This is a genomic window from Rhizobium sp. NXC24, assembly GCF_002944315.1.
Classification (GTDB): Bacteria; Pseudomonadota; Alphaproteobacteria; order Rhizobiales; family Rhizobiaceae; genus Rhizobium.
Window position 1 is genome coordinate 277,666 of record NZ_CP024313.1, and the last position, 17,702, is coordinate 295,367.

Annotated in this window: 15 protein-coding genes; 13 read left to right on the plus strand and 2 right to left on the minus strand. The window is 56.2% G+C overall.

The window, feature by feature from the left end:
- Positions 1-11 precede the first annotated feature (11 nt).
- Together NXC24_RS23130 and NXC24_RS23135 are read left to right on the plus strand one after the other, a co-directional pair.
- Positions 12-1,490 (plus strand): aldehyde dehydrogenase, encoded by a 1,479-nt coding sequence (locus NXC24_RS23130; protein WP_104825770.1) that lies wholly within the window; start codon positions 12-14, stop codon positions 1,488-1,490.
- Positions 1,491-1,913: 423 nt separating this feature from the next.
- Positions 1,914-2,954, plus strand: coding sequence for an aryldialkylphosphatase (locus NXC24_RS23135; protein ID WP_104825771.1), 1,041 nt, complete (start codon positions 1,914-1,916; stop codon positions 2,952-2,954).
- A 254-nt stretch (positions 2,955-3,208) separates the two neighbouring features.
- Here the strand turns inward: NXC24_RS23135 and NXC24_RS23140 are convergent, their stop codons facing one another.
- Positions 3,209-4,270: a C45 family peptidase gene (locus NXC24_RS23140; RefSeq protein ID WP_104825772.1), complete on the minus strand. Its 1,062-nt coding sequence runs from the start codon at positions 4,268-4,270 to the stop codon at positions 3,209-3,211.
- A 340-nt stretch (positions 4,271-4,610) separates the two neighbouring features.
- Here NXC24_RS23140 and NXC24_RS23145 point away from each other — a divergent pair, with 340 nt between their 5' ends.
- The 9 genes from NXC24_RS23145 to NXC24_RS23185 all read left to right on the plus strand — a co-directional run bounded on the left by NXC24_RS23145 (position 4,611) and on the right by NXC24_RS23185 (position 13,151).
- On the plus strand, positions 4,611-5,636 hold the full coding sequence (locus tag NXC24_RS23145; protein WP_104825773.1) for an NAD(P)-dependent oxidoreductase: 1,026 nt from the start codon (positions 4,611-4,613) through the stop codon (positions 5,634-5,636).
- Between the two features lie 123 nt (positions 5,637-5,759).
- Positions 5,760-6,455 (plus strand): CoA transferase subunit A, encoded by a 696-nt coding sequence (locus NXC24_RS23150; RefSeq protein WP_104825774.1) that lies wholly within the window; start codon positions 5,760-5,762, stop codon positions 6,453-6,455.
- Positions 6,456-6,470: 15 nt separating this feature from the next.
- Positions 6,471-7,100, plus strand: a complete 630-nt coding sequence (locus NXC24_RS23155; RefSeq protein WP_104825775.1) for a 3-oxoacid CoA-transferase subunit B — start codon at positions 6,471-6,473, stop codon at positions 7,098-7,100.
- A 71-nt stretch (positions 7,101-7,171) separates the two neighbouring features.
- On the plus strand, positions 7,172-8,347 hold the full coding sequence (locus NXC24_RS23160) for an acetyl-CoA C-acetyltransferase (RefSeq protein WP_104825776.1): 1,176 nt from the start codon (positions 7,172-7,174) through the stop codon (positions 8,345-8,347).
- A 10-nt stretch (positions 8,348-8,357) separates the two neighbouring features.
- A complete protein-coding gene (locus NXC24_RS23165) occupies positions 8,358-8,855 on the plus strand; it encodes a UPF0262 family protein (protein ID WP_104825777.1) in 498 nt (165 codons plus the stop codon).
- A gap of 133 nt (positions 8,856-8,988) precedes the next feature.
- Positions 8,989-10,344, plus strand: a complete 1,356-nt coding sequence (locus NXC24_RS23170) for a Glu/Leu/Phe/Val dehydrogenase (protein WP_104825941.1) — start codon at positions 8,989-8,991, stop codon at positions 10,342-10,344.
- 126 nt (positions 10,345-10,470) lie between these two features.
- Positions 10,471-11,265 carry an SDR family oxidoreductase gene (locus NXC24_RS23175; protein ID WP_104825778.1) on the plus strand — a complete coding sequence of 265 codons (795 nt, stop codon included), beginning with the start codon at positions 10,471-10,473 and terminating at the stop codon, positions 11,263-11,265.
- Positions 11,266-11,295: 30 nt separating this feature from the next.
- Positions 11,296-12,219, plus strand: a complete 924-nt coding sequence (locus NXC24_RS23180) for a polysaccharide deacetylase family protein (RefSeq protein WP_104825779.1) — start codon at positions 11,296-11,298, stop codon at positions 12,217-12,219.
- Between the two features lie 440 nt (positions 12,220-12,659).
- Positions 12,660-13,151, plus strand: coding sequence for a hypothetical protein (locus tag NXC24_RS23185; protein ID WP_104825780.1), 492 nt, complete (start codon positions 12,660-12,662; stop codon positions 13,149-13,151).
- Between the two features lie 401 nt (positions 13,152-13,552).
- On the opposite strand, the gene NXC24_RS23190 is transcribed toward NXC24_RS23185, so the two are convergent.
- On the minus strand, positions 13,553-14,743 hold the full coding sequence (locus NXC24_RS23190) for a Xaa-Pro peptidase family protein (protein ID WP_104825781.1): 1,191 nt from the start codon (positions 14,741-14,743) through the stop codon (positions 13,553-13,555).
- A 615-nt stretch (positions 14,744-15,358) separates the two neighbouring features.
- Between NXC24_RS23190 and NXC24_RS23195 the strand changes: the two genes are divergently transcribed.
- Both NXC24_RS23195 and NXC24_RS23200 read left to right on the plus strand, forming a co-directional pair.
- Positions 15,359-16,462 (plus strand): ABC transporter substrate-binding protein, encoded by a 1,104-nt coding sequence (locus tag NXC24_RS23195; RefSeq protein ID WP_104825782.1) that lies wholly within the window; start codon positions 15,359-15,361, stop codon positions 16,460-16,462.
- Positions 16,463-16,604: 142 nt separating this feature from the next.
- On the plus strand, positions 16,605-17,699 hold the full coding sequence (locus NXC24_RS23200) for an ABC transporter ATP-binding protein (protein ID WP_104825783.1): 1,095 nt from the start codon (positions 16,605-16,607) through the stop codon (positions 17,697-17,699).
- Positions 17,700-17,702: the final 3 nt, after the last annotated feature.

Sequence of the window (17,702 nt, forward strand, 5' to 3'; positions counted from 1 at the left end):
AGGAAGAAGCCATGAAAAACGATATGAACGGTCATTGGATTGCAGGCCAGGAAGTTGCCAGCCTCTCAAGCGACTACTTCGAATGCGAAAACCCGACCCTTGGGCGGCCCGAAGGCCATTTCGCTCTTGGGCAAGCGCCAGACGTCGATGCGGCAGTTGCGGCTGCCACAACCGCGCTCTCGGTTTGGAACGCATTATCTCCCACGCGTCGGGGACGTTTGCTGATGCGTTGGGGCGATCTGATCGCGGCAAATGCGGAACGGATCGGCAAGTTGGAGACATCTCAAAACGGCAAGCTCGCCAATGAAATGGTACTGCAAGCTCGCAGTATTATGGATTGGCTTTACTACTATGGCGGGCTTGCTGACAAGGTCGAAGGACGCGTCATCCCTCTCGATCGCGCCTCTGTCCTGAATTACACACTGCGCGAACCGCTTGGTGTTGTGGGCGTGATCATGCCGTGGAATTCACCGCTAATGCTAGCGATGATGGCGATGGCACCGGCGCTCGCTGCGGGGAACACCGTAATCTTGAAGCCGTCTGAAGTTACCCCTGCATCGGCAATCGAAGCCGCAAAGTTGGCTGAACAAGCTGGAATACCCTCCGGCGTTATCAATGTTGTATTGGGCGCAAGGGCAGCTGCAGAGGCGCTCACCGATCATCCCGGTGTCGCAAAGATTGCATTTACAGGCGGGGTCGAGGCCGGCCGTGCTGTTGCTATCGCAACAGCGAAGCGTTTCGCGCATGCCACGTTGGAGCTAGGCGGAAAGAGCGCGAACATCGTGTTTCCCGATGCAAACCTCAAGCAAGCCGAAGCGGGTCTTTTGGCAGGAATTTTCGCAGCCGCGGGTCAAACCTGCGTTGCTGGATCGAGAGCGCTCGTGCATCGGAGCCTTCACGATCAAGTCGTCGATATCCTTGTGAGCAGGGCGAAGCAAATTAAAATCGGCGATCCACTTGATCCGACCACGCAAATGGGCCCTGTCGCGACCAGGAACCAGTTGCAGAAGAATGAAGGAATGGTGGCAAAGGCGGTCGAGGAAGGCGCGGCGCTGGCGTTCGGGGGCGTCCGAAACAACCCCGCTGAATTTCCAAATGGGTTTTTCTTCTCGCCGACCATTTTGACCAACGTGCGACCCCAAGACTTCATTGCACAAAACGAAGTTTTCGGGCCGGTTCTGTCAATAATTCCCTTCGACGACGATGATGAGGCGATCAGTATCGCCAACGGGACGCAGTTCGGCCTAGCGGCGGGTGTGTGGACGACCAATCTTCAGCGAGCACACAGGATGGCTCGCCGTCTACAGGCAGGTACTGTCTGGATAAATATGTATCGGGCAATGACCTTCAATTCACCGTTCGGAGGAATGAAATCGAGCGGCATAGGGCGACAGAATGGCATAGAGGCTATAGATCAATATCTCCAGACAAAGAGCGTCTGGTGCGAACTTGACGAAGCGATCCAAGACCCATTTGTATTGCGGACTTAGGGTACAGGCTGTGATGAGCTGGCGGGGTGCCGAAGGCAAACCCAACTCGGCGACATTGGTCACTTGCAAGCGGCAACGCAGCCTCCCGGTTCGCCCGGATCTGTGTGCGCGTTTGACGCGCGGCTTTGCCGGAACAACGGCCTCCAGGAGGGCGCCAAAATATCGCTCCGCCAGTGGATCGCCGGTCCATTACGCAGGGTGTGCATCATATGGAGCGCCTCCGAAAAACGGGGACATATGTTGCAGATGGGTTTAAACTGCTATAATTTGTGCCTGAGCTGACTGGAGCTATCTTAGTTCCTCGTCAAGACAACCGTCGATTCCACGTCTCGAAATCGGTTGCAACAAGAAAGCAACTCTTGTTGGAGCCAGATCGAAATCGGAACAGGGATACATGTGCCAAAGAACCACGAAGGAAACCGGATGCGACTGACACGAGAACAACTTCGCGGACGAGCCCAAACGGTGACGGGCCTTGTAGATCCAATTGAACTTGGCCGAACGCTAATGCACGAGCACCTAATTTGGGATGCTCGGCCACGTGATTGGAAAGCGGCGGAGCCCGGCCCGGAGATCGAACTCTGCAACTGCTTCAAGATCAACTATACGCGATTGAAGGTGCCTAGAAACTTCGTTTGCCGCAGCGCCGACATCGTGTCGCAGGAAGTACAGGAGATGATCGCGGCCGGGGGACGCACGGTGGTCGAACTGAGTTGCGGTGGTTTAGCACCTGACCCGGACGGGTTGATACAAATCGCCAAGAGGACCGGCGCCCAAATCGTAATGGGCTGCGGCTATTACCTCGGTTCATTCCAAGATCAAACCAACGAATATCGATCTGTTGAAAGCTTTGCCAAAGAAATAACCTCGCAAATTCTCGAGGGTGCGTGGGGCACTGAGGCACGGGCAGGTATTATCGGTGAGATCGGCTGCCAGGTGCCATGGACACAGTTGGAGCGTAGAGTGTTGCAGGGAGCGATAATCGCGCAAGCTGAGACTGGTATTTCGGTGAACATCCACCCGGGTAGGCAAGAAGATCAACCCCAGGAAATTGCGGAGTTCGTTGTTGCCAACGGTGGCTGCATCGAGCGGACCATCTTAAGCCATATCGACCGAACAATCTTTGACGTGGACCGGTTACTACGGTTGGCTGACACCGGTTGCGTTATCGAGTTCGATCTCTTTGGGCAGGAACAGGGCTACTATCCTTGGTCCAATATCGAGCCGCCGAACGATGCTGGACGCTTGAGGTTGATACGAGCGCTAATCAGCCACGGGCATCTCAATAGAGTCGTCATCAGCCATGACATATGCCAGCTTACGCGACTGACGCGTTACGGCGGCCACGGTTATGGGCATATTTATGAGAATGTCGTACCCCTGATGAAAGAACGCGGCTTTTCCGAATCAGAGATCGACGCGATTCTTGTCGATAACCCTAAGCGACTCCTTACGTTCGTCTAGGCTTCTGTCGACCGCTCTCAAGCGGATCGCATTTTTGGTCCGTCTCTCCGGCGAGCGCTCATCGTTCATTGCGATTGGAAACGGCGCGTGACTGAACCGCAGTCCGGCTTGCGGTTTCCAGCCCTATAAGAAAACAAGAAAACGACCGTATTCGGTGAGTATGTGGAATTGCAAGCGTGACGTGGAAAACCCGAAATGAGACCGCGACACACTCAGTAAAGGCGAACCGACTTAGTCACATTGCCATCTGGCACTTAACCAGTTAGACGCATTTCCCCGACGATAGCGTTGCGCTGTTCCGGGCTCGCGTGAATGCGCCACTCAACCCTATCAGGGAAGAGCGTGAATACGGATGTGGCGAGTGTCTGTGCATAATCATCCCTCCTATCCCTATCACAATGGATGGGAGTAGTGTCCTCGAACAGCACGGTCTCGGCACCGGAAGTAAGCAGACCTTCTGTTATCATTCGCGCCGCCGCCTCTTGCCGATTACGGGAGGACAGGCTGATCGTTTGTTCCAGAGTGTCAAATTCTGAATAAAGCAGATGGTTGGCATGAGCTTGGGGTGAGGTCGGTTCGCGGACGGCGCAGCCAGAGGCCGGTGCTTCAACGGAGAGAAGGCGTCCAGTTTTTGCCTCACCAAGATTGTGATGGAACCCGCTAGCACGATCCTTCCGCTTCAGGACGTTAACTGCGTCATCCAAATCCGCAGCCTCTAGGACGGCGCGGCAGATTATTTGCCGTGGAACCCCAGGCTTAAGGTCCCGGGCTCTGATATTATTGATTGTCTGAACCACCCCGGCCTCATTTACGCCGAAGGTGTGCCCGGGAAGCATACAGGGGTACATGAAGCTGCTCCAGGCAAGGCCCGCATCGGGCCTGGCTTCAACCCAAGAGCAAGCGCCGAGCAGCTCTACACCACCGTCTTCATTGTGAGCGATCGCAGCGGGCTCATTGCCATTGGCGGGAATGAGAATGGAAGTGCAGCCCGTTGCCGCAACATTCTTCGTAATGGTCGAGACATTATCGGGAAGCTGCAAGTCTCCCCGGCAGTTCCATAGGAACACAGTTTGGAAATCCTGACCTGCACCTTCGGCGATGCCTTCAATCTCGCGTACGAAGCGTGGATAAGCTGCCCGCGCCGCCGACTCCAAATTCTGCACATAGTCGGAGTTGCGCCATCTTCTCTGCAGAGCCTGGAATTCTTCTGTTCGCATTGTCCGCTCTTCAAAATGAATCCCGCTAGCTTTCCCAAGAGCGAACCCCATTGAGAAGGCGTCACCTTGGGCGTAGACGCGGGAGATTGAATTTCTCATCGTATGACCTCAGCCTCAAACCTACTATGATGCAACGATTGTTTCAAACATTAGAAAAAGAGTCAATCGTCTCTTCCCTCAAGAGCTAAAGTATGTTTATCCTTCACCTCGAAATTTGCGAAGACGTGGCTGATTCAGTCCGCCAGACCGCTGACGTAGGACCCAAGCTCCTTTGAACTGCGCTCGCAGTGAACGCAGGAAGGCTTCGCTATGTTTGGCTGTCTGTAGGAGCAATCAAGCTTTGAATCGTAGGTGTTTACGCATCGGACTGAACTAGCGTTGACGGTCGGCGGATGGCGCTAATGCTAAACTTGGAGCGACAGATGAGGGGATCGCAAGCATGAAAGTTTTATGTATCTGGTACGCAACGGAAGAGGAACTGGCTCGTATGCGGGCAGCACTTCCGCCTGGAACAGAGGTTGTTGCTCCGAAAGGAGAATACTTCTCACGGTTCGAGTCTACCTACGCAGATCTGGCGCCTCATGCCGTTGACGCGGACGTTATCATTGGCTTCGCTCTACCTAAAGGGATTCTGGAAATCGCAGAAAAGCTAAAGCTGTTCTGCTGGTTGCACTCAGGCTGCGACGATCTGGATCATATCGGTGCCCTTTCGCATTTCAAGCGCCGCGGTATCAAGCTGGCAAATATCCGCGGCGCCAATGCTGTGGCAGTTGCCGAGCAGGCGATGATGTTCGTGTTGGGGTTGGCTAAGAAAACGATTTTCAAACACGAAGCGGGCCAGGAAGGCCGTCGATTGTTTCCGGTTTTCGCCGATGAATATCGATCCGCTATGCTGGATGGTCGAACGATCGGGATAATTGGGGTTGGAAGCATTGGGAGTCGGATCGCGAAGCACGCGAAGGGCTTCGATATGCAGGTTCTCGGAGTGCGACGAAACAAATCTCTTCCGGTCGAGCACGTGGATTCGATGCATGGAATTGAGGAACTGCATTCCGTGCTTGGCCGATGTGATTACGTCGTTTTAGCGGCCCCGAGCACTAGGGAAACTAGCCACTTCTTTGGGGAGCCGGAGTTGGCGGCAATGAAACAGACGGCTTTTTTGATCAACGTTTCGCGTGGAAGTCTGGTCCAGGAACGGGCGTTGCACGACGCGCTTACCTCCGGCCGCTTGCGGGGTTACGCGGCGGATGCCTGGCACCGGTACGAATACGGTCGAGCATTCCCGATTAGCTTCTTGCCGCGGTTGGAAGTCCACAAACTTCCCAATGTACTTTGCTCCATTGACCAGGCCGCAAATGCCGACGACGTCCTGGATAGAGATATCACATGGGGAACTGAAAGCATCATCGAATTCGCCGCGGGCGCGCCAATTGCTCGCGAAGTGGACCTCGATCTCGGTTACTAAGCCAAGTCGCTTTCGAATTCCAAGCCGGTAACCACCTCCCAAAGGGGTGGTCACCTCAACATGGTGCCGTTCAGTCGCGTATGCCTTGATCCGTCAACGCGCAAAGCCGCTCATGAGGAGATTATGAAGAAGATTTATGAGGACTCGCGCGCAGCACTTGAAGGTTTGCTGTTCGACGGAATGTTCATAGCGGCGGGTGGTTTTGGCCTCTGCGGCATTCCGGAGCTGCTGATCGATGCGATCCGCAAAGCTGGCACCAAGGACCTGACAATCGCATCGAACAATTGCGGTGTCGACGACTTCGGCCTCGGCGTGCTGCTGAAGACGAAGCAAATCAGGAAGATGATCTCGTCTTACGTTGGCGAGAACGCCGAGTTCATGCGTCAGTACCTGAGCGGCGAACTCGAGCTCGAGTTCAATCCGCAAGGAACGCTGGCAGAGCGGATGCGCGCCGGCGGCGCCGGCATTGCCGGGTTCTATACGAAGACCGGGGTCGGTACCGTCGTTGCCGAGGGCAAGGAGACGATGTCGTTCAACGGCGAGACCTATGTTCTCGAGACCGGCATTGTCGCGGACCTGTCGATCGTCAAGGCCTGGAAGGCGGACACATCGGGCAATCTCGTCTTCCGCAAGACGGCCCGCAACTTCAATCCGCCGGCCGCCACGTGCGGCAAGATCTGTGTCGCAGAAGTCGAGGAGATCGTGCCTGTCGGCAGTCTCGATCCCGACCACATCCACGTGCCGGGCATCTATGTGCATCGCCTGATCCAGGGCCAACACGAGAAACGCATTGAACAGCGCACGACGCGCGCGGCTTGAGGGCAGGAGAAACACATGGCCTGGGACAGAAACCAGATGGCGGCGCGTGCTGCCCGCGAACTTCAAGACGGTACCTACGTCAATCTCGGCATCGGTATTCCCACGCTGGTTGCCAACTACATCCCTGACGGCGTCCACGTGACGCTGCAGTCGGAAAACGGCCTGCTCGGCATCGGTCCGTTTCCGACCGAGGGTGAGATCGACGCCGATCTGATCAATGCCGGCAAGCAGACGGTGACGGCGTTGCCGCATTCGGCCTTCTTCGATTCAGCGCAGAGCTTCGCGATGATCCGCGGGGGCAAGATCGCCATGGCAATCCTCGGCGCCATGGAAGTGTCAGAGAACGGCGACCTCGCCAACTGGATGATCCCCGGCAAGCTCGTCAAGGGCATGGGCGGGGCTATGGATCTGGTCGCCGGCGTCAAGCGGGTGGTGGTCGTCATGGACCACACCAACAAAGCCGGTGAATCCAAGGTGCTGAAGGCCTGCACCCTGCCGCTGACCGGACAAAGCGTCGTCGATCGGATCATCACCAATCTCGGTGTGCTCGACGTCGTCGATGGCGGACTGAAGCTGGTCGAGCTTGCCGAGGGCGTCACCGACGGCGAGATCCGCAGCGCCACCGAGGCGACCATCGTCAACTAGGCCTGCAGCCTTTTGCCGAGAAGTTGGAGCCGGTTTTGACCGGCTTCGCGAGGACCATAGAGGAGACCAGCATGAGCACCCCATCGATCGTCATCGCCAGCGCCGCCCGCACCGCGGTCGGATCCTTCAACGGCGCCTTCGGCAACACGCCGGCGCATGAACTTGGCGCCGCCGTTATCAAGGGTGTGCTTGAGCGCGCTGGCGTCGAAGCGGGTGAGGTCGACGAGGTGATCCTCGGCCAGGTGCTGCAGGCCGGCGAGGGCCAGAATCCGGCGCGCCAGGCAGCGATGAAGGCGGGTGTCCCACAGGAAAAGACCGCCTGGGGCATGAACCAGCTCTGTGGCTCGGGCCTTCGTGCCGTCGCGCTCGGCATGCAGCAGATTGCAACCGGTGATGCGGATATCATCGTCGCCGGCGGCATGGAATCCATGTCGATGGCGCCGCATTGCGCGCATCTTCGCGGCGGCGTGAAGATGGGCGACTTCAAGATGATCGACACGATGATCAAGGACGGCCTGACCGATGCCTTCTACGGTTATCACATGGGCATCACCGCCGAGAACATTGCCCGCCAGTGGCAGCTCTCCCGCGAGGAGCAGGACCGCTTTGCCGTCGCGTCGCAGAACAAGGCGGAAGCCGCGCAAAAAGCCGGCCGCTTCGCCGATGAAATCATTCCTTTCGTCATCCAGTCCCGCAAGGGCGACGTTACCGTCGACCAGGACGAATATATCCGCCATGGCGCAACGCTCGACCAGATGACGAAGCTGCGTCCGGCCTTCGACAAGGAAGGCACCGTCACCCCCGGCAACGCCTCCGGCCTCAATGACGGCGCTGCCGCCACCCTGCTGATGACTGAAGCACAGGCATCCAAGCGCGGCATCCAGCCGCTTGCGCGCATCGTTTCCTGGGCGACCGCCGGCGTCGATCCGCAGGGTACCGGCCCGATCCCGGCTTCGCGCAAGGCGCTTGCCAAGGCCGGCTGGGCGATCGGCGATGTCGACCTGGTCGAGGCCAACGAGGCTTTCGCGGCCCAGGCCTGCGCGGTCAACAAGGACCTCGGCTGGGATCCTGGCATCGTCAACGTCAACGGCGGCGCGATCGCCATCGGCCACCCGATCGGTGCCTCCGGCGCCCGTGTGCTCAATACGCTTCTGTTCGAAATGAAGCGCCGCGGCGCCAAGAAGGGTCTGGCAACCCTCTGCATCGGCGGCGGCATGGGTGTCGCCATGTGCGTGGAAACGTTCTGAGGAGGCAAGCATGGCCTCCGCCGAGTATCGTCTCTGCGACGTATCGCTCGACCGGTCGTTCGCTGGCCGGGACGCGAGAATTGAGCGGGAGCAAGCGCTCGCGGTCATCGACCTCTTGGAATCCAACACGTTCATTCCGGTCGGTCACAATGGCGGGCCTTATCGCCTCACGATTGCGGCGGCCGACGGGCGCCTGGCCCTGCATGTCGCCGATGATCAGGGCGAGCATGTCGTCAGTCACTACCTGTCGCTCACACCGTTCCGCCGACTGCTCAAGGATTACACCCGCATCTGCGAGAGCTACTACGACGCCATCCGTCACCCAGGTCCTGAGCGGCTTGAGGCGATCGATATGGGTCGGCGCGGCGTCCATAACGAGGCCGCCGAACTGCTGAAAAGCCGGTTGTCAGCGAAAGTGAACATCGACAACGACACCGCGCGCCGGCTGTTCACGCTGATCTACGCCCTGCTCGTGCGCAATGCCGACCATCGCGTTCTGCTGAGCTGAGATAGCTTCGGCCCGAGACTTTCCCATCAAGGAGGAACCCTAAGTGAACGCAATACCACAACGCAACGTGCAAGCCGGAGAAACCAGCTCCGCAGGCTTCCTGGATAGCGTTGACCAAAACTTCCGTCATGCCATGACATTCCTCGATTTGCCGGATGGCCTGTCGGAACGGATCATGCAGTGCAATTCAACCTATACGGTTCGGTTCGGCGTTCGCCTGCGCGGCCGCATGTATAGCTTCATCGGCTGGCGATCGGTCCATAGCGAGCACTGCGAGCCGGTAAAGGGCGGCATTCGCTATGCGTCGAATGCCGACGCCGAAGAGGTGGAGGCGCTGGCGGCGCTGATGACGCTCAAATGTTCGCTGGTCGATGTGCCGTTCGGCGGCTCGAAGGGCGCCCTGAAGATCGACCCGCGCGAATGGACGCCGCAGGAGCTCGAGCGCATCACCCGCCGCTTCACCCAGGAGCTCAACAAACGTGGCCTGATCGGCCCGGGCGTCAACGTTCCGGCGCCCGACATTGGCACGGGCGAGCGAGAAATGGCCTGGATGATGGACGAGTTCCGCCGCGCCAACCCGACTGATGTCATCAATGCGCGGGCCTGCGTGACCGGCAAGCCGCTGTCGAAGGGCGGTATTGCCGGCCGCACCGAAGCAACCGGCCGAGGCGTTCAGTTCGCGATTCAGAGCTATCTCCGCGATCCGCGAACCGCCGGGTTGAACGGCAAGCGTGATCTGAAGGGTGCTGCGGTCATCGTTCAGGGCTTCGGCAATGTCGGCTATCATGCGGCAAAGTTCGTCTCCGAAGAAGACGGCGCCCGGGTTACCCTCGTCGCCGAACGCGACGGCTATGTCGCCAATGCCGATGGTCTGGCGATTGAGGCGCTGAAGCAGCATCAGATCAAGACCGGCAGCATCCTTGGCTTTGAAGGCGCCACCTCGTATCCGGGTGATATGACGGGCATCGAGCAGCCGTGCGACATTCTCATTCCGGCGGCGATGGAAAATGCCATCCATGCGGGGAATGCGGAGCGCGTCAAAGCGAACCTGGTCGTCGAAGCGGCCAACGGCCCGATCACCTTCGAGGCTGACAAGGTGCTTCGCACCCGTGGCGTTACCGTCCTTCCCGATCTTTACGTCAATGCCGGCGGTGTCGTCGTCAGTTACTTCGAGTGGGTGAAGAACCTGACGCATATTCCCTTCGGTCTGATGGAACGGCGCCGGCGCGAGCGGCGCAACCAGACGATCGCAACGGCGCTGGAACGCATGACGGGCAAGGAATTCCCCGCCGATATCCGCGACGAATTCCTCGAAGGCGGCGCCGAGATCGACCTCGTCCGGTCCGGCCTCGAAGACGTCATGCGCAGTACCTGGACACGCATCGCCGACCTCATCGAACAGCAACCGGAGCTCGGCGATTACCGAACCGCCGCCTATGTCGCGTCGATCCGGCAGATTGCCGATGCCTATGAGGCAATAGGGATCTGATCTGATTCAATGCCAATCAATGCTGAAAACGCTATCGGACGGCCATGTCACTTCTGCACAATGAGTTTGATCAGGTTGCGGAGGACCATATCGCGAATATAGCCGCCGCAACCAGGATCAAATGACATGAAGACGGGAAGGGTCAGCGATAAGATCGCAATCGTAACAGGCGCAGCAGCGGGCATCGGCGCAGCGATAGCCACAATGCTCGCTCGGGAGGGGGCAAAGGTCGTGGTGACCGACGTCAACGTAGCAGGCGGCTCTTTCGTTTCCGAGCAAATCGTCGCCGCCGGGGGCGAAGCTATGTTCCTAGAATTGGACATCACTGATGAGCGTCGCTGGGGGGACGTCGTTGACACAACGGTTCGAAAGTATGGCGGGCTCGATGTCCTGGTAAACAGCGCTGGGATCCTGCTTTCAAAGCCTCTTGCCGAAACGACAATCGCGGACTGGCGTCGTGTTTTTCAGATTAATGTCGAGGGAATTTTTCTCGGGACGCGAACTGCGATGATTATCATGAAGCAGCTTGGCTATGGATCAATTATAAATCTTTCTTCTACTATGGCCAAACTTGTTGGCGAACATGACGCTGCCTATTGTGCTTCGAAGGCAGCCGTGACCCAGTTTACCAAAGTGGCGGCCCTCGACGGGGCTGCTAATGGCGGACGAGTACGAGTTAACTCGATTCACCCCGGTATAATTGCGACGCCGATGGTGGAACGCGAGATTGCTGAAGTGGCTCAACTGCGAGGCGATACCAACACGAATTTGGTCCGAGCCAAGTGGAACGCCGCTTGCCTTTTTGGCACAGGAGAACCGGACGACATCGCCTACGGCGCCCTATATCTAGCGTCTGATGAATCCAAATACGTTACGGGGAGCGAGATTGTCATAGACGGCGGTCATCTAATCACTCGTTGAAATCACAACACCTGACTATGGAAGCGCGTGATGATTGATAATCCAGTCCCTTGGCCAAATGGTGCGCGCTGCGCCGTCGCCTTCACCTTTGATATCGACACTGATAGCTTCCTACATCTTTCGTTCGGAGCAAAGATGCCCGACATGGTGGCGACCACCTCATGGGCACGTTATGATGAAATTGCTTTGCCGCGAATCTTGCAGATCTATCGCGACTTCGGACTTAAACAAACGTTCTTCTATCCCGCATGGTGTATGGAGCGCTATCCCCAACTTGTTGAAGATATACTAAAAGAAGGCCACGAACTAGCACACCACGGGTATATCCACGAGAGCATGTCGCGATTGCCTAGCCGCGAAATTGAAGTGGAACTTATCGTTCGAGGCGTCGAGGTTTTTGAGAAGTTGACTGGCGAGAGGCCACGCGGTTTTCGAGCGCCAAATTATCATTTTTCTAGGTATACGGCGTCTATTTTGGCCGAGCTTGGTTTTCAATACGACGCCTCACTGATGGACGACGATGTGCCAAGCGTCTACGAGACAGCCGGCGGATCGTTAATCGGTCTTCCGTCGAGTGGAGCCCTGGATGACTGGGCGCAATACGTCAACAATTCAGAAGTCGGATCCGTTCGCTCGATAAAGTCGCCCGACGAAGCTGCTAAGACTTATATGGCGGAATTCGAAGCTGCTTATAAGTATGGAGGAATGTGGATCGGTGTCTGGCACCCCTGGGTCTCGGGCAGACTCGCGCGAGCGGAAGCTATGCGTGATATGATACAGAGAATGCAAGGGCGCGGCGATGTGTGGTTCACCACTATGCGAGGTATCGCGTCACATGTCGAGGGATTGATTGCGAGGCGCGAGTGGGTCCCGCGCCGGGTCAAGCTTCCATATTATGACAAGCCTTTGCCTGTCGATGAAATTCCCCCGCAGACGGGACGTGAAACGAGGTGACAGCGGAGAAACGCTGCTATCACTGATGAGATTTTCGTTTGGCAAACGCAGCGCGCCCTTTTCGAGTGGTAAGTGGTATACGGCATTGGCGCGCGGCCCGTTCGACGAATGAAAACTTCTTTATAGCTTGGCGGAAATAGTACCCGTCCGAAATTTACGCGAAAGGCAATTCTGGGTGAGGGCGTAGGATCAATATAGATGCAACATGTGGGGCAGTTGACGCTGATATGCAACATATGTATCGATTGATCGGTCGCCGCATGAGTCGAGCTGCTCATGGATTCAACTTATCTTCCACTTGCTTTACGCTCACACGGAAGAGGGTGGTTGCAACTTTGCAAAGCTCGTTCGGGCATCACCGCTATTTTGGCGGGGGCCGACCTGCAATCCTGACAGAACAAGATGTTCGACCCGGAAATGAATAATCTCAAGGAACCGCTATGAGCTACTCTCTCAGACACGATCAATACGAACGTCTTGTCGTATTCAATGACCAGGCCTGCCGCCTAAGTAAAACCGATGACCTGATGGCGTTGGGAGACAAGGCTTTCCAAAAGGAGTTCGGACACAAACTCTTCACCTTATTGAAAGTCGATAAGGCTGCCGGCGTTCAACGGAGAATATACTCGAGCGATCTCAATCATTTCCCACTCGGAGGCACCAAGCCAATCGCGGATGACGAATGGAGCAGGGAGGTTGGCGCCGGCCGTCACTTTGTTGGCAGAAATAGCATCGATCTCAAGCGGGTCCTTGGGGACCATGAATTGTTGTCCCAAATGGGCTTAGGAAGCATGCTGAACACCGCAGTCATTTGGCGAAACGATGTAATAGGCTGGATCAACCTATTGGACGCGGCCGAGCATTACACCCCAGAAATATGCGACCTCGCAGGTCTCTACAGCCATTGCCTCGCACCAGCATTCCTTGTTTGAATGGACTCTGAAAGACACCTTCCGAGAACGCATCACGATCCGCAGAAGCGTAAAACGTCCCGCTTCGAAAAGACATTGCCGGATGTGATTTCACGGCGGCGGGCTTCCCCAGCGAGGCTAAAGACCGTTTTTTCTTAACTCACCGGTGCGAACAGGAGGAAACTATACAACCTGAGTGATACGAGGGTTCGTACGAGGGTTCGTCGCGGAAGCTATGGTTGGAGGTGTTAATAGCTTTGAATCGCGCCTTCTGGCGCTTGAGCTCATCGTGACTTTCGAAACTGGCTGAAAATCTGGCTGGCGCGCAACGCTCGTGTCGCGGTAGCCCAAGCGTTGCAAAGGCCGTCGCATTCTGATGGCACGGCGGCGGTGCTTTTACACCGCCGCCGACTTCCCGAGGTTCACAAAATTGTCTGGCGCTTTAAATCTTTAGGCGAACTCGTCAGCACTTCCGGCTTTGCTCCGACAACCACGGTATCGTCTTGCCGGTATCCGCCAAGACCGTATACGTAAAGTCCTGGCTCGACTGAATAGACCTCGTTCTCAAGTAAGTGGCGGTGATTGAATGCCATGTCTTCAGGATATTCGTGACACAGCAAGCCCATCCCGTGTCCGGTCCGGTGCATGATGTAGTCTCCGAAGCCTGCCTTCTCAATAACGGCTTGCGCAGCTGAGTCGATCCCAGACACGGGTTTTCCGGTAACTGCAGCTTCAATTCCAGCTTCATTCGCTGCAAGGGCCACCTCGAAGAATCGCTCTTGTTGGGGATCCGGCTTGCCACAAAACCAGGTTCGTTCATTCTCTACGACCAGTCCGTTGATCCGCGGGATGATCAGGTTTATCAGTACGTGGCCTTTTTCGATAACCGCCCCGGATCGTTTGCCGTCTCCATGTGGAGTCGCCGCAGCCGGACCTGAAATTGTCCAAAGATCGAGCACTTGGACGTCTTGCGCCGGAAATCTCTTTGCCGCCTCCTGAGCAAACTCGACACCCATTGCCATATCCAATTCCATCACGAGCCTTCCGGGACGGATGTTTTCTCGGTAGCGTTCTTGCATCCAGTCCGTCAGGCTTGCAATTTCCCGCATCAGCGCAATTTCTTCCGGGTGTTTGACCCACCGCAGCGCACGAAATTCCGACGTCTTTGATACAAGACGTACGTCAGGGAGTAGCGCGACCGCCTTCTGCAACGGGCCGCCACTCACGTCAGCCCCTATACGAGCTTTTCCTAAACCAGCAGCGCGCAACTTTGCAGCGACCATCTCCGGCCATTCGTTTACAAGATACATGCGATTGCTGAGTCGAGGATGCTCCGCATAAAAGCTTGCGTCAGATACCCAGACCCGCCCGTCTGCGTCCGCGTAACGCCAGTTATTCATCGACAGTTCGTTCAACACGGTAAAAGGCTCACCGTTTCGCGGAATGACACAAACAATCGGCCTCTCCCAAACGCTAATATCGGCCTGGAAATTCGTCGCGAAGTGAAAAAATTCGGTAGTTGCGAATGCAACTGCATCCAAATTTTCCCGATCCATGAGTTCATACATCAGTTTGTACCGATACTGCCGGACATCACTGCCAAGGAATGCCATTAACCTCTTCCCTTTTTTGTTGAAGGCCTCTCAGGTTCGAATCCGCGGCCAGCGGATAGCTCATCAATTCGGCCAACCCTTCTGACGAGAGTGAACCATCTTCGAACGGCATGAAACATATGGGCCACTATTGTGTCAATGAATCATTTGGCGCAGGGCCGCAAATAGCGTTGAAAATGCTCGGCGTGGGGGCCGACAGCCGTATGCCCAATCGCAACGATCGTCGGAAAGTTATCTTTGCACCGACCTGCCGCCTTCCGCGGAACAGTAAATCGGGGCTCTTTCAACCTCAATCATCTATGATACGCTTGATGCAGAAGAGCTCTAATAAAACATTTGTTGCATTTCTTGTCGTAGTGCGCTAGGCATGCTCCGGTTGTCAGCGTTGGCAGGGGAGGTTGCTGCTTAAGGTTGGAGTGCCGGAGCTCACTTGTCCGGCTGATGCAATTCGGAGGAGCGATTTCGCGCGAGGCCGCCGAGCACATGATCCACATCCAACCATAGCAAGCGTTCTTCACTCCTGTGCGAGCATCGGATGAGATCCTGTCTCGCGTCCAGCTGCGCTGAAAAGGTGCAATTCTCTTGACGGGCAAGGGAACAACAGAGGGAACGAAAATGAGTTTTTTGATAAATCGCAGGCGCTTCATGCAAGCCACATCGTCCGCGATGGTGGCCGGTGCATTGTCTTCTGCCTCTGGTCGCGCGTTGGCGGCGTCGCCTGGCGAAGTGAGAGTGAACTTTAGCGGCGGCAACGTAGGGGATGCCTTTAATGAGGCGTTCTTGAAGCCGTTCGAGGCTGAGACCGGGATCAAGGTCACTTTTATCAAGGCAGACTTCACGTCAACGCAGATCTCGATGATGGTTGACACTAAGAATGTCTCCGCCGATGTGGTTAACCTCGGCCAAACGGCAGTGGATCCGCTGGCCGCCAAGGGCTACCTTGAGGAAATCCAATATTCGAATTGGAAGAAGGAAGAACTGGAGGCACTGCCGGACTACGCCAAGCAGCCCAACGGCTTCGCCTCCTACGTCTATTCTGCGAATATGGTGTATAACACCAAGAAGTTTCCGGCTGACAAACCCAGGCCGACCTCTTGGGCCGAATTCTGGGATGTCGAAAAGTTTCCTGGGGTTCGAGCCCTAGTGACCGGCGAGCGTGGACAAGGACCTTGGGAGCAAGCCCTCCTGGCGGACGGTGTTCCCATGGACAAGCTCTACCCGATGGATATTGACCGGGTTTTCGCCAGCTTGGACAAGATCAAGCCCCACATTCGCAAATGGTGGACGAGCGGATCCGAGATCCTGCAGATCATGCGAGACAACGCCGCTGACATCGTTCAATCTTACGATGGGCGGGCACTCTCCCTTATCGACGAGGGCGCGCCAATCGAGATCAACCGAAACGAAGCTATGCTCATGACCGACTACTGGTGCATCCCGAAGGGAAGCCCCAATTCGGAGAACGCGCAGAAATTTGTCGAATTCACGGGCCGCGCCGACCGGCAGGCGGCGTTCGCCCAATTGTTCCCGCAGGCTCCCACCAACAAGAACGCCTTTAAAACGATACCTGACAATCTGGCCCGCAAACTTGCTTCGCATCCCGACTATGCAGCTTCGAGCTTCGCTCTCCAAAGCAAGTGGTATGCGGAGATCGGACCGGATGGCAAGTCGAACAAGGAGCGCCTTGTTCAACGCTGGAACGAGTGGATTCTTCAATAATCCTTCGTATCGACGAAAAGGGTGGCGTTCATCCCCTCGGCAGGTTTGCCGATCGATGAAAGTTTGGATGGCGCCACCTTATCCCTGTCTTTCCAGGAGCAACTTCGTCAAGTCGGCGCATTGATCCTGCTGGAGTATCGCAATGAACCTGAATCTAAAAAGTTATCTTCCTGCCGAGGACGAAGTGTTGAAGAACTACCCAGTTGCCGCCCAAATTGAATTTTGTAATGTCACGAAGATGTATGGGGCCGTGGCAGCGGTTAAGGATATTTCGCTTTCCGTTTCTCGGGGTGAGTTCCTGACTATTCTCGGTCCAAGCGGTTCAGGGAAAACAACGGCTTTGATGTTGCTTGCCGGCTTCACGGCACCAACTAGCGGCGATATTCGCATTGCCGGAAAATCAGTCTCCGAGGTTCCGTCGTATCGTCGGGACCAAGGAATCGTTTTCCAGAGCTATGCCCTTTTTCCGCATCTCACGGTTCATCGCAATCTGGAGTTTCCGCTAGAAATGCGCGGGATCAAGGCGGCAGATAGGGCCACGCGGGTCAGCCGAATGCTTGAACGTGTCCGCCTCGCAGAATTCGGCAGCCGCATGCCCTCTCAATTGAGTGGCGGCCAGCAGCAACGCGTAGCCGTTGCGCGCGCGTTGATTGCTGATCCGCCAATCTTGCTTCTCGACGAGCCGCTCGGTGCGCTTGATCGTAACCTGCGCGAACAGATGCAGGTCGAAATCAAAGAACTGCACAGGGAGTTTGGGAAGACGACAATTTGTGTGACGCATGATCAGGAGGAAGCCCTTACCTTGTCGGACCGCATCGTGGTAATGCGAGCCGGTCAAATCGAGCAAATCGACACACCTGAGGCACTCTACGATCGTCCAAAGACGCGCTTTGTGGCCAATTTCTTGGGCGAAGCCAACATCCTTGAGAATACCGAGTTCAAGGTGGAATCCGACGCCGTTCCATCTTCCGGTATGGTTTCGATGCTGCGGCCGGAGCGCATTGGCATTGGCGCTCCTTCAGCTCCAAAGAATGGAGATGCCGATCAAAGGCAGTTCGTATCCGGCATCGTCGAAGATATGATCTACGCAGGTCCATTGAGGAGATATCGGGTGCGTATTGGCAAATCTGTGCTGGTCGCCCGCGAGCACGTAGCCTCCGGCCAGCAAGTCTTCCAGCCCGGAGATGAGGTTCGCCTCAACTGGCTTCGGTCTGATATCCGCTTGGTGGCGGCGTAACTG

Bases quoted from the DNA above. Each gene is read 5' to 3' on its own strand.
- NXC24_RS23130 (WP_104825770.1), top strand. From the start codon at position 12: ATGAAAAACGATATGAACGGTCATTGGATTGCAGGCCAGGAAGTTGCC.
- NXC24_RS23135 (WP_104825771.1), top strand. From the start codon at position 1,914: ATGCGACTGACACGAGAACAACTTCGCGGACGAGCCCAAACGGTGACG.
- NXC24_RS23140 (WP_104825772.1), bottom strand. From the start codon at position 4,270: ATGAGAAATTCAATCTCCCGCGTCTACGCCCAAGGTGACGCCTTCTCA.
- NXC24_RS23145 (WP_104825773.1), top strand. From the start codon at position 4,611: ATGAAAGTTTTATGTATCTGGTACGCAACGGAAGAGGAACTGGCTCGT.
- NXC24_RS23150 (WP_104825774.1), top strand. From the start codon at position 5,760: ATGAAGAAGATTTATGAGGACTCGCGCGCAGCACTTGAAGGTTTGCTG.
- NXC24_RS23155 (WP_104825775.1), top strand. From the start codon at position 6,471: ATGGCCTGGGACAGAAACCAGATGGCGGCGCGTGCTGCCCGCGAACTT.
- NXC24_RS23160 (WP_104825776.1), top strand. From the start codon at position 7,172: ATGAGCACCCCATCGATCGTCATCGCCAGCGCCGCCCGCACCGCGGTC.
- NXC24_RS23165 (WP_104825777.1), top strand. From the start codon at position 8,358: ATGGCCTCCGCCGAGTATCGTCTCTGCGACGTATCGCTCGACCGGTCG.
- NXC24_RS23170 (WP_104825941.1), top strand. From the start codon at position 8,989: ATGACATTCCTCGATTTGCCGGATGGCCTGTCGGAACGGATCATGCAG.
- NXC24_RS23175 (WP_104825778.1), top strand. From the start codon at position 10,471: ATGAAGACGGGAAGGGTCAGCGATAAGATCGCAATCGTAACAGGCGCA.
- NXC24_RS23180 (WP_104825779.1), top strand. From the start codon at position 11,296: ATGATTGATAATCCAGTCCCTTGGCCAAATGGTGCGCGCTGCGCCGTC.
- NXC24_RS23185 (WP_104825780.1), top strand. From the start codon at position 12,660: ATGAGCTACTCTCTCAGACACGATCAATACGAACGTCTTGTCGTATTC.
- NXC24_RS23190 (WP_104825781.1), bottom strand. From the start codon at position 14,743: ATGGCATTCCTTGGCAGTGATGTCCGGCAGTATCGGTACAAACTGATG.
- NXC24_RS23195 (WP_104825782.1), top strand. From the start codon at position 15,359: ATGAGTTTTTTGATAAATCGCAGGCGCTTCATGCAAGCCACATCGTCC.
- NXC24_RS23200 (WP_104825783.1), top strand. From the start codon at position 16,605: ATGAACCTGAATCTAAAAAGTTATCTTCCTGCCGAGGACGAAGTGTTG.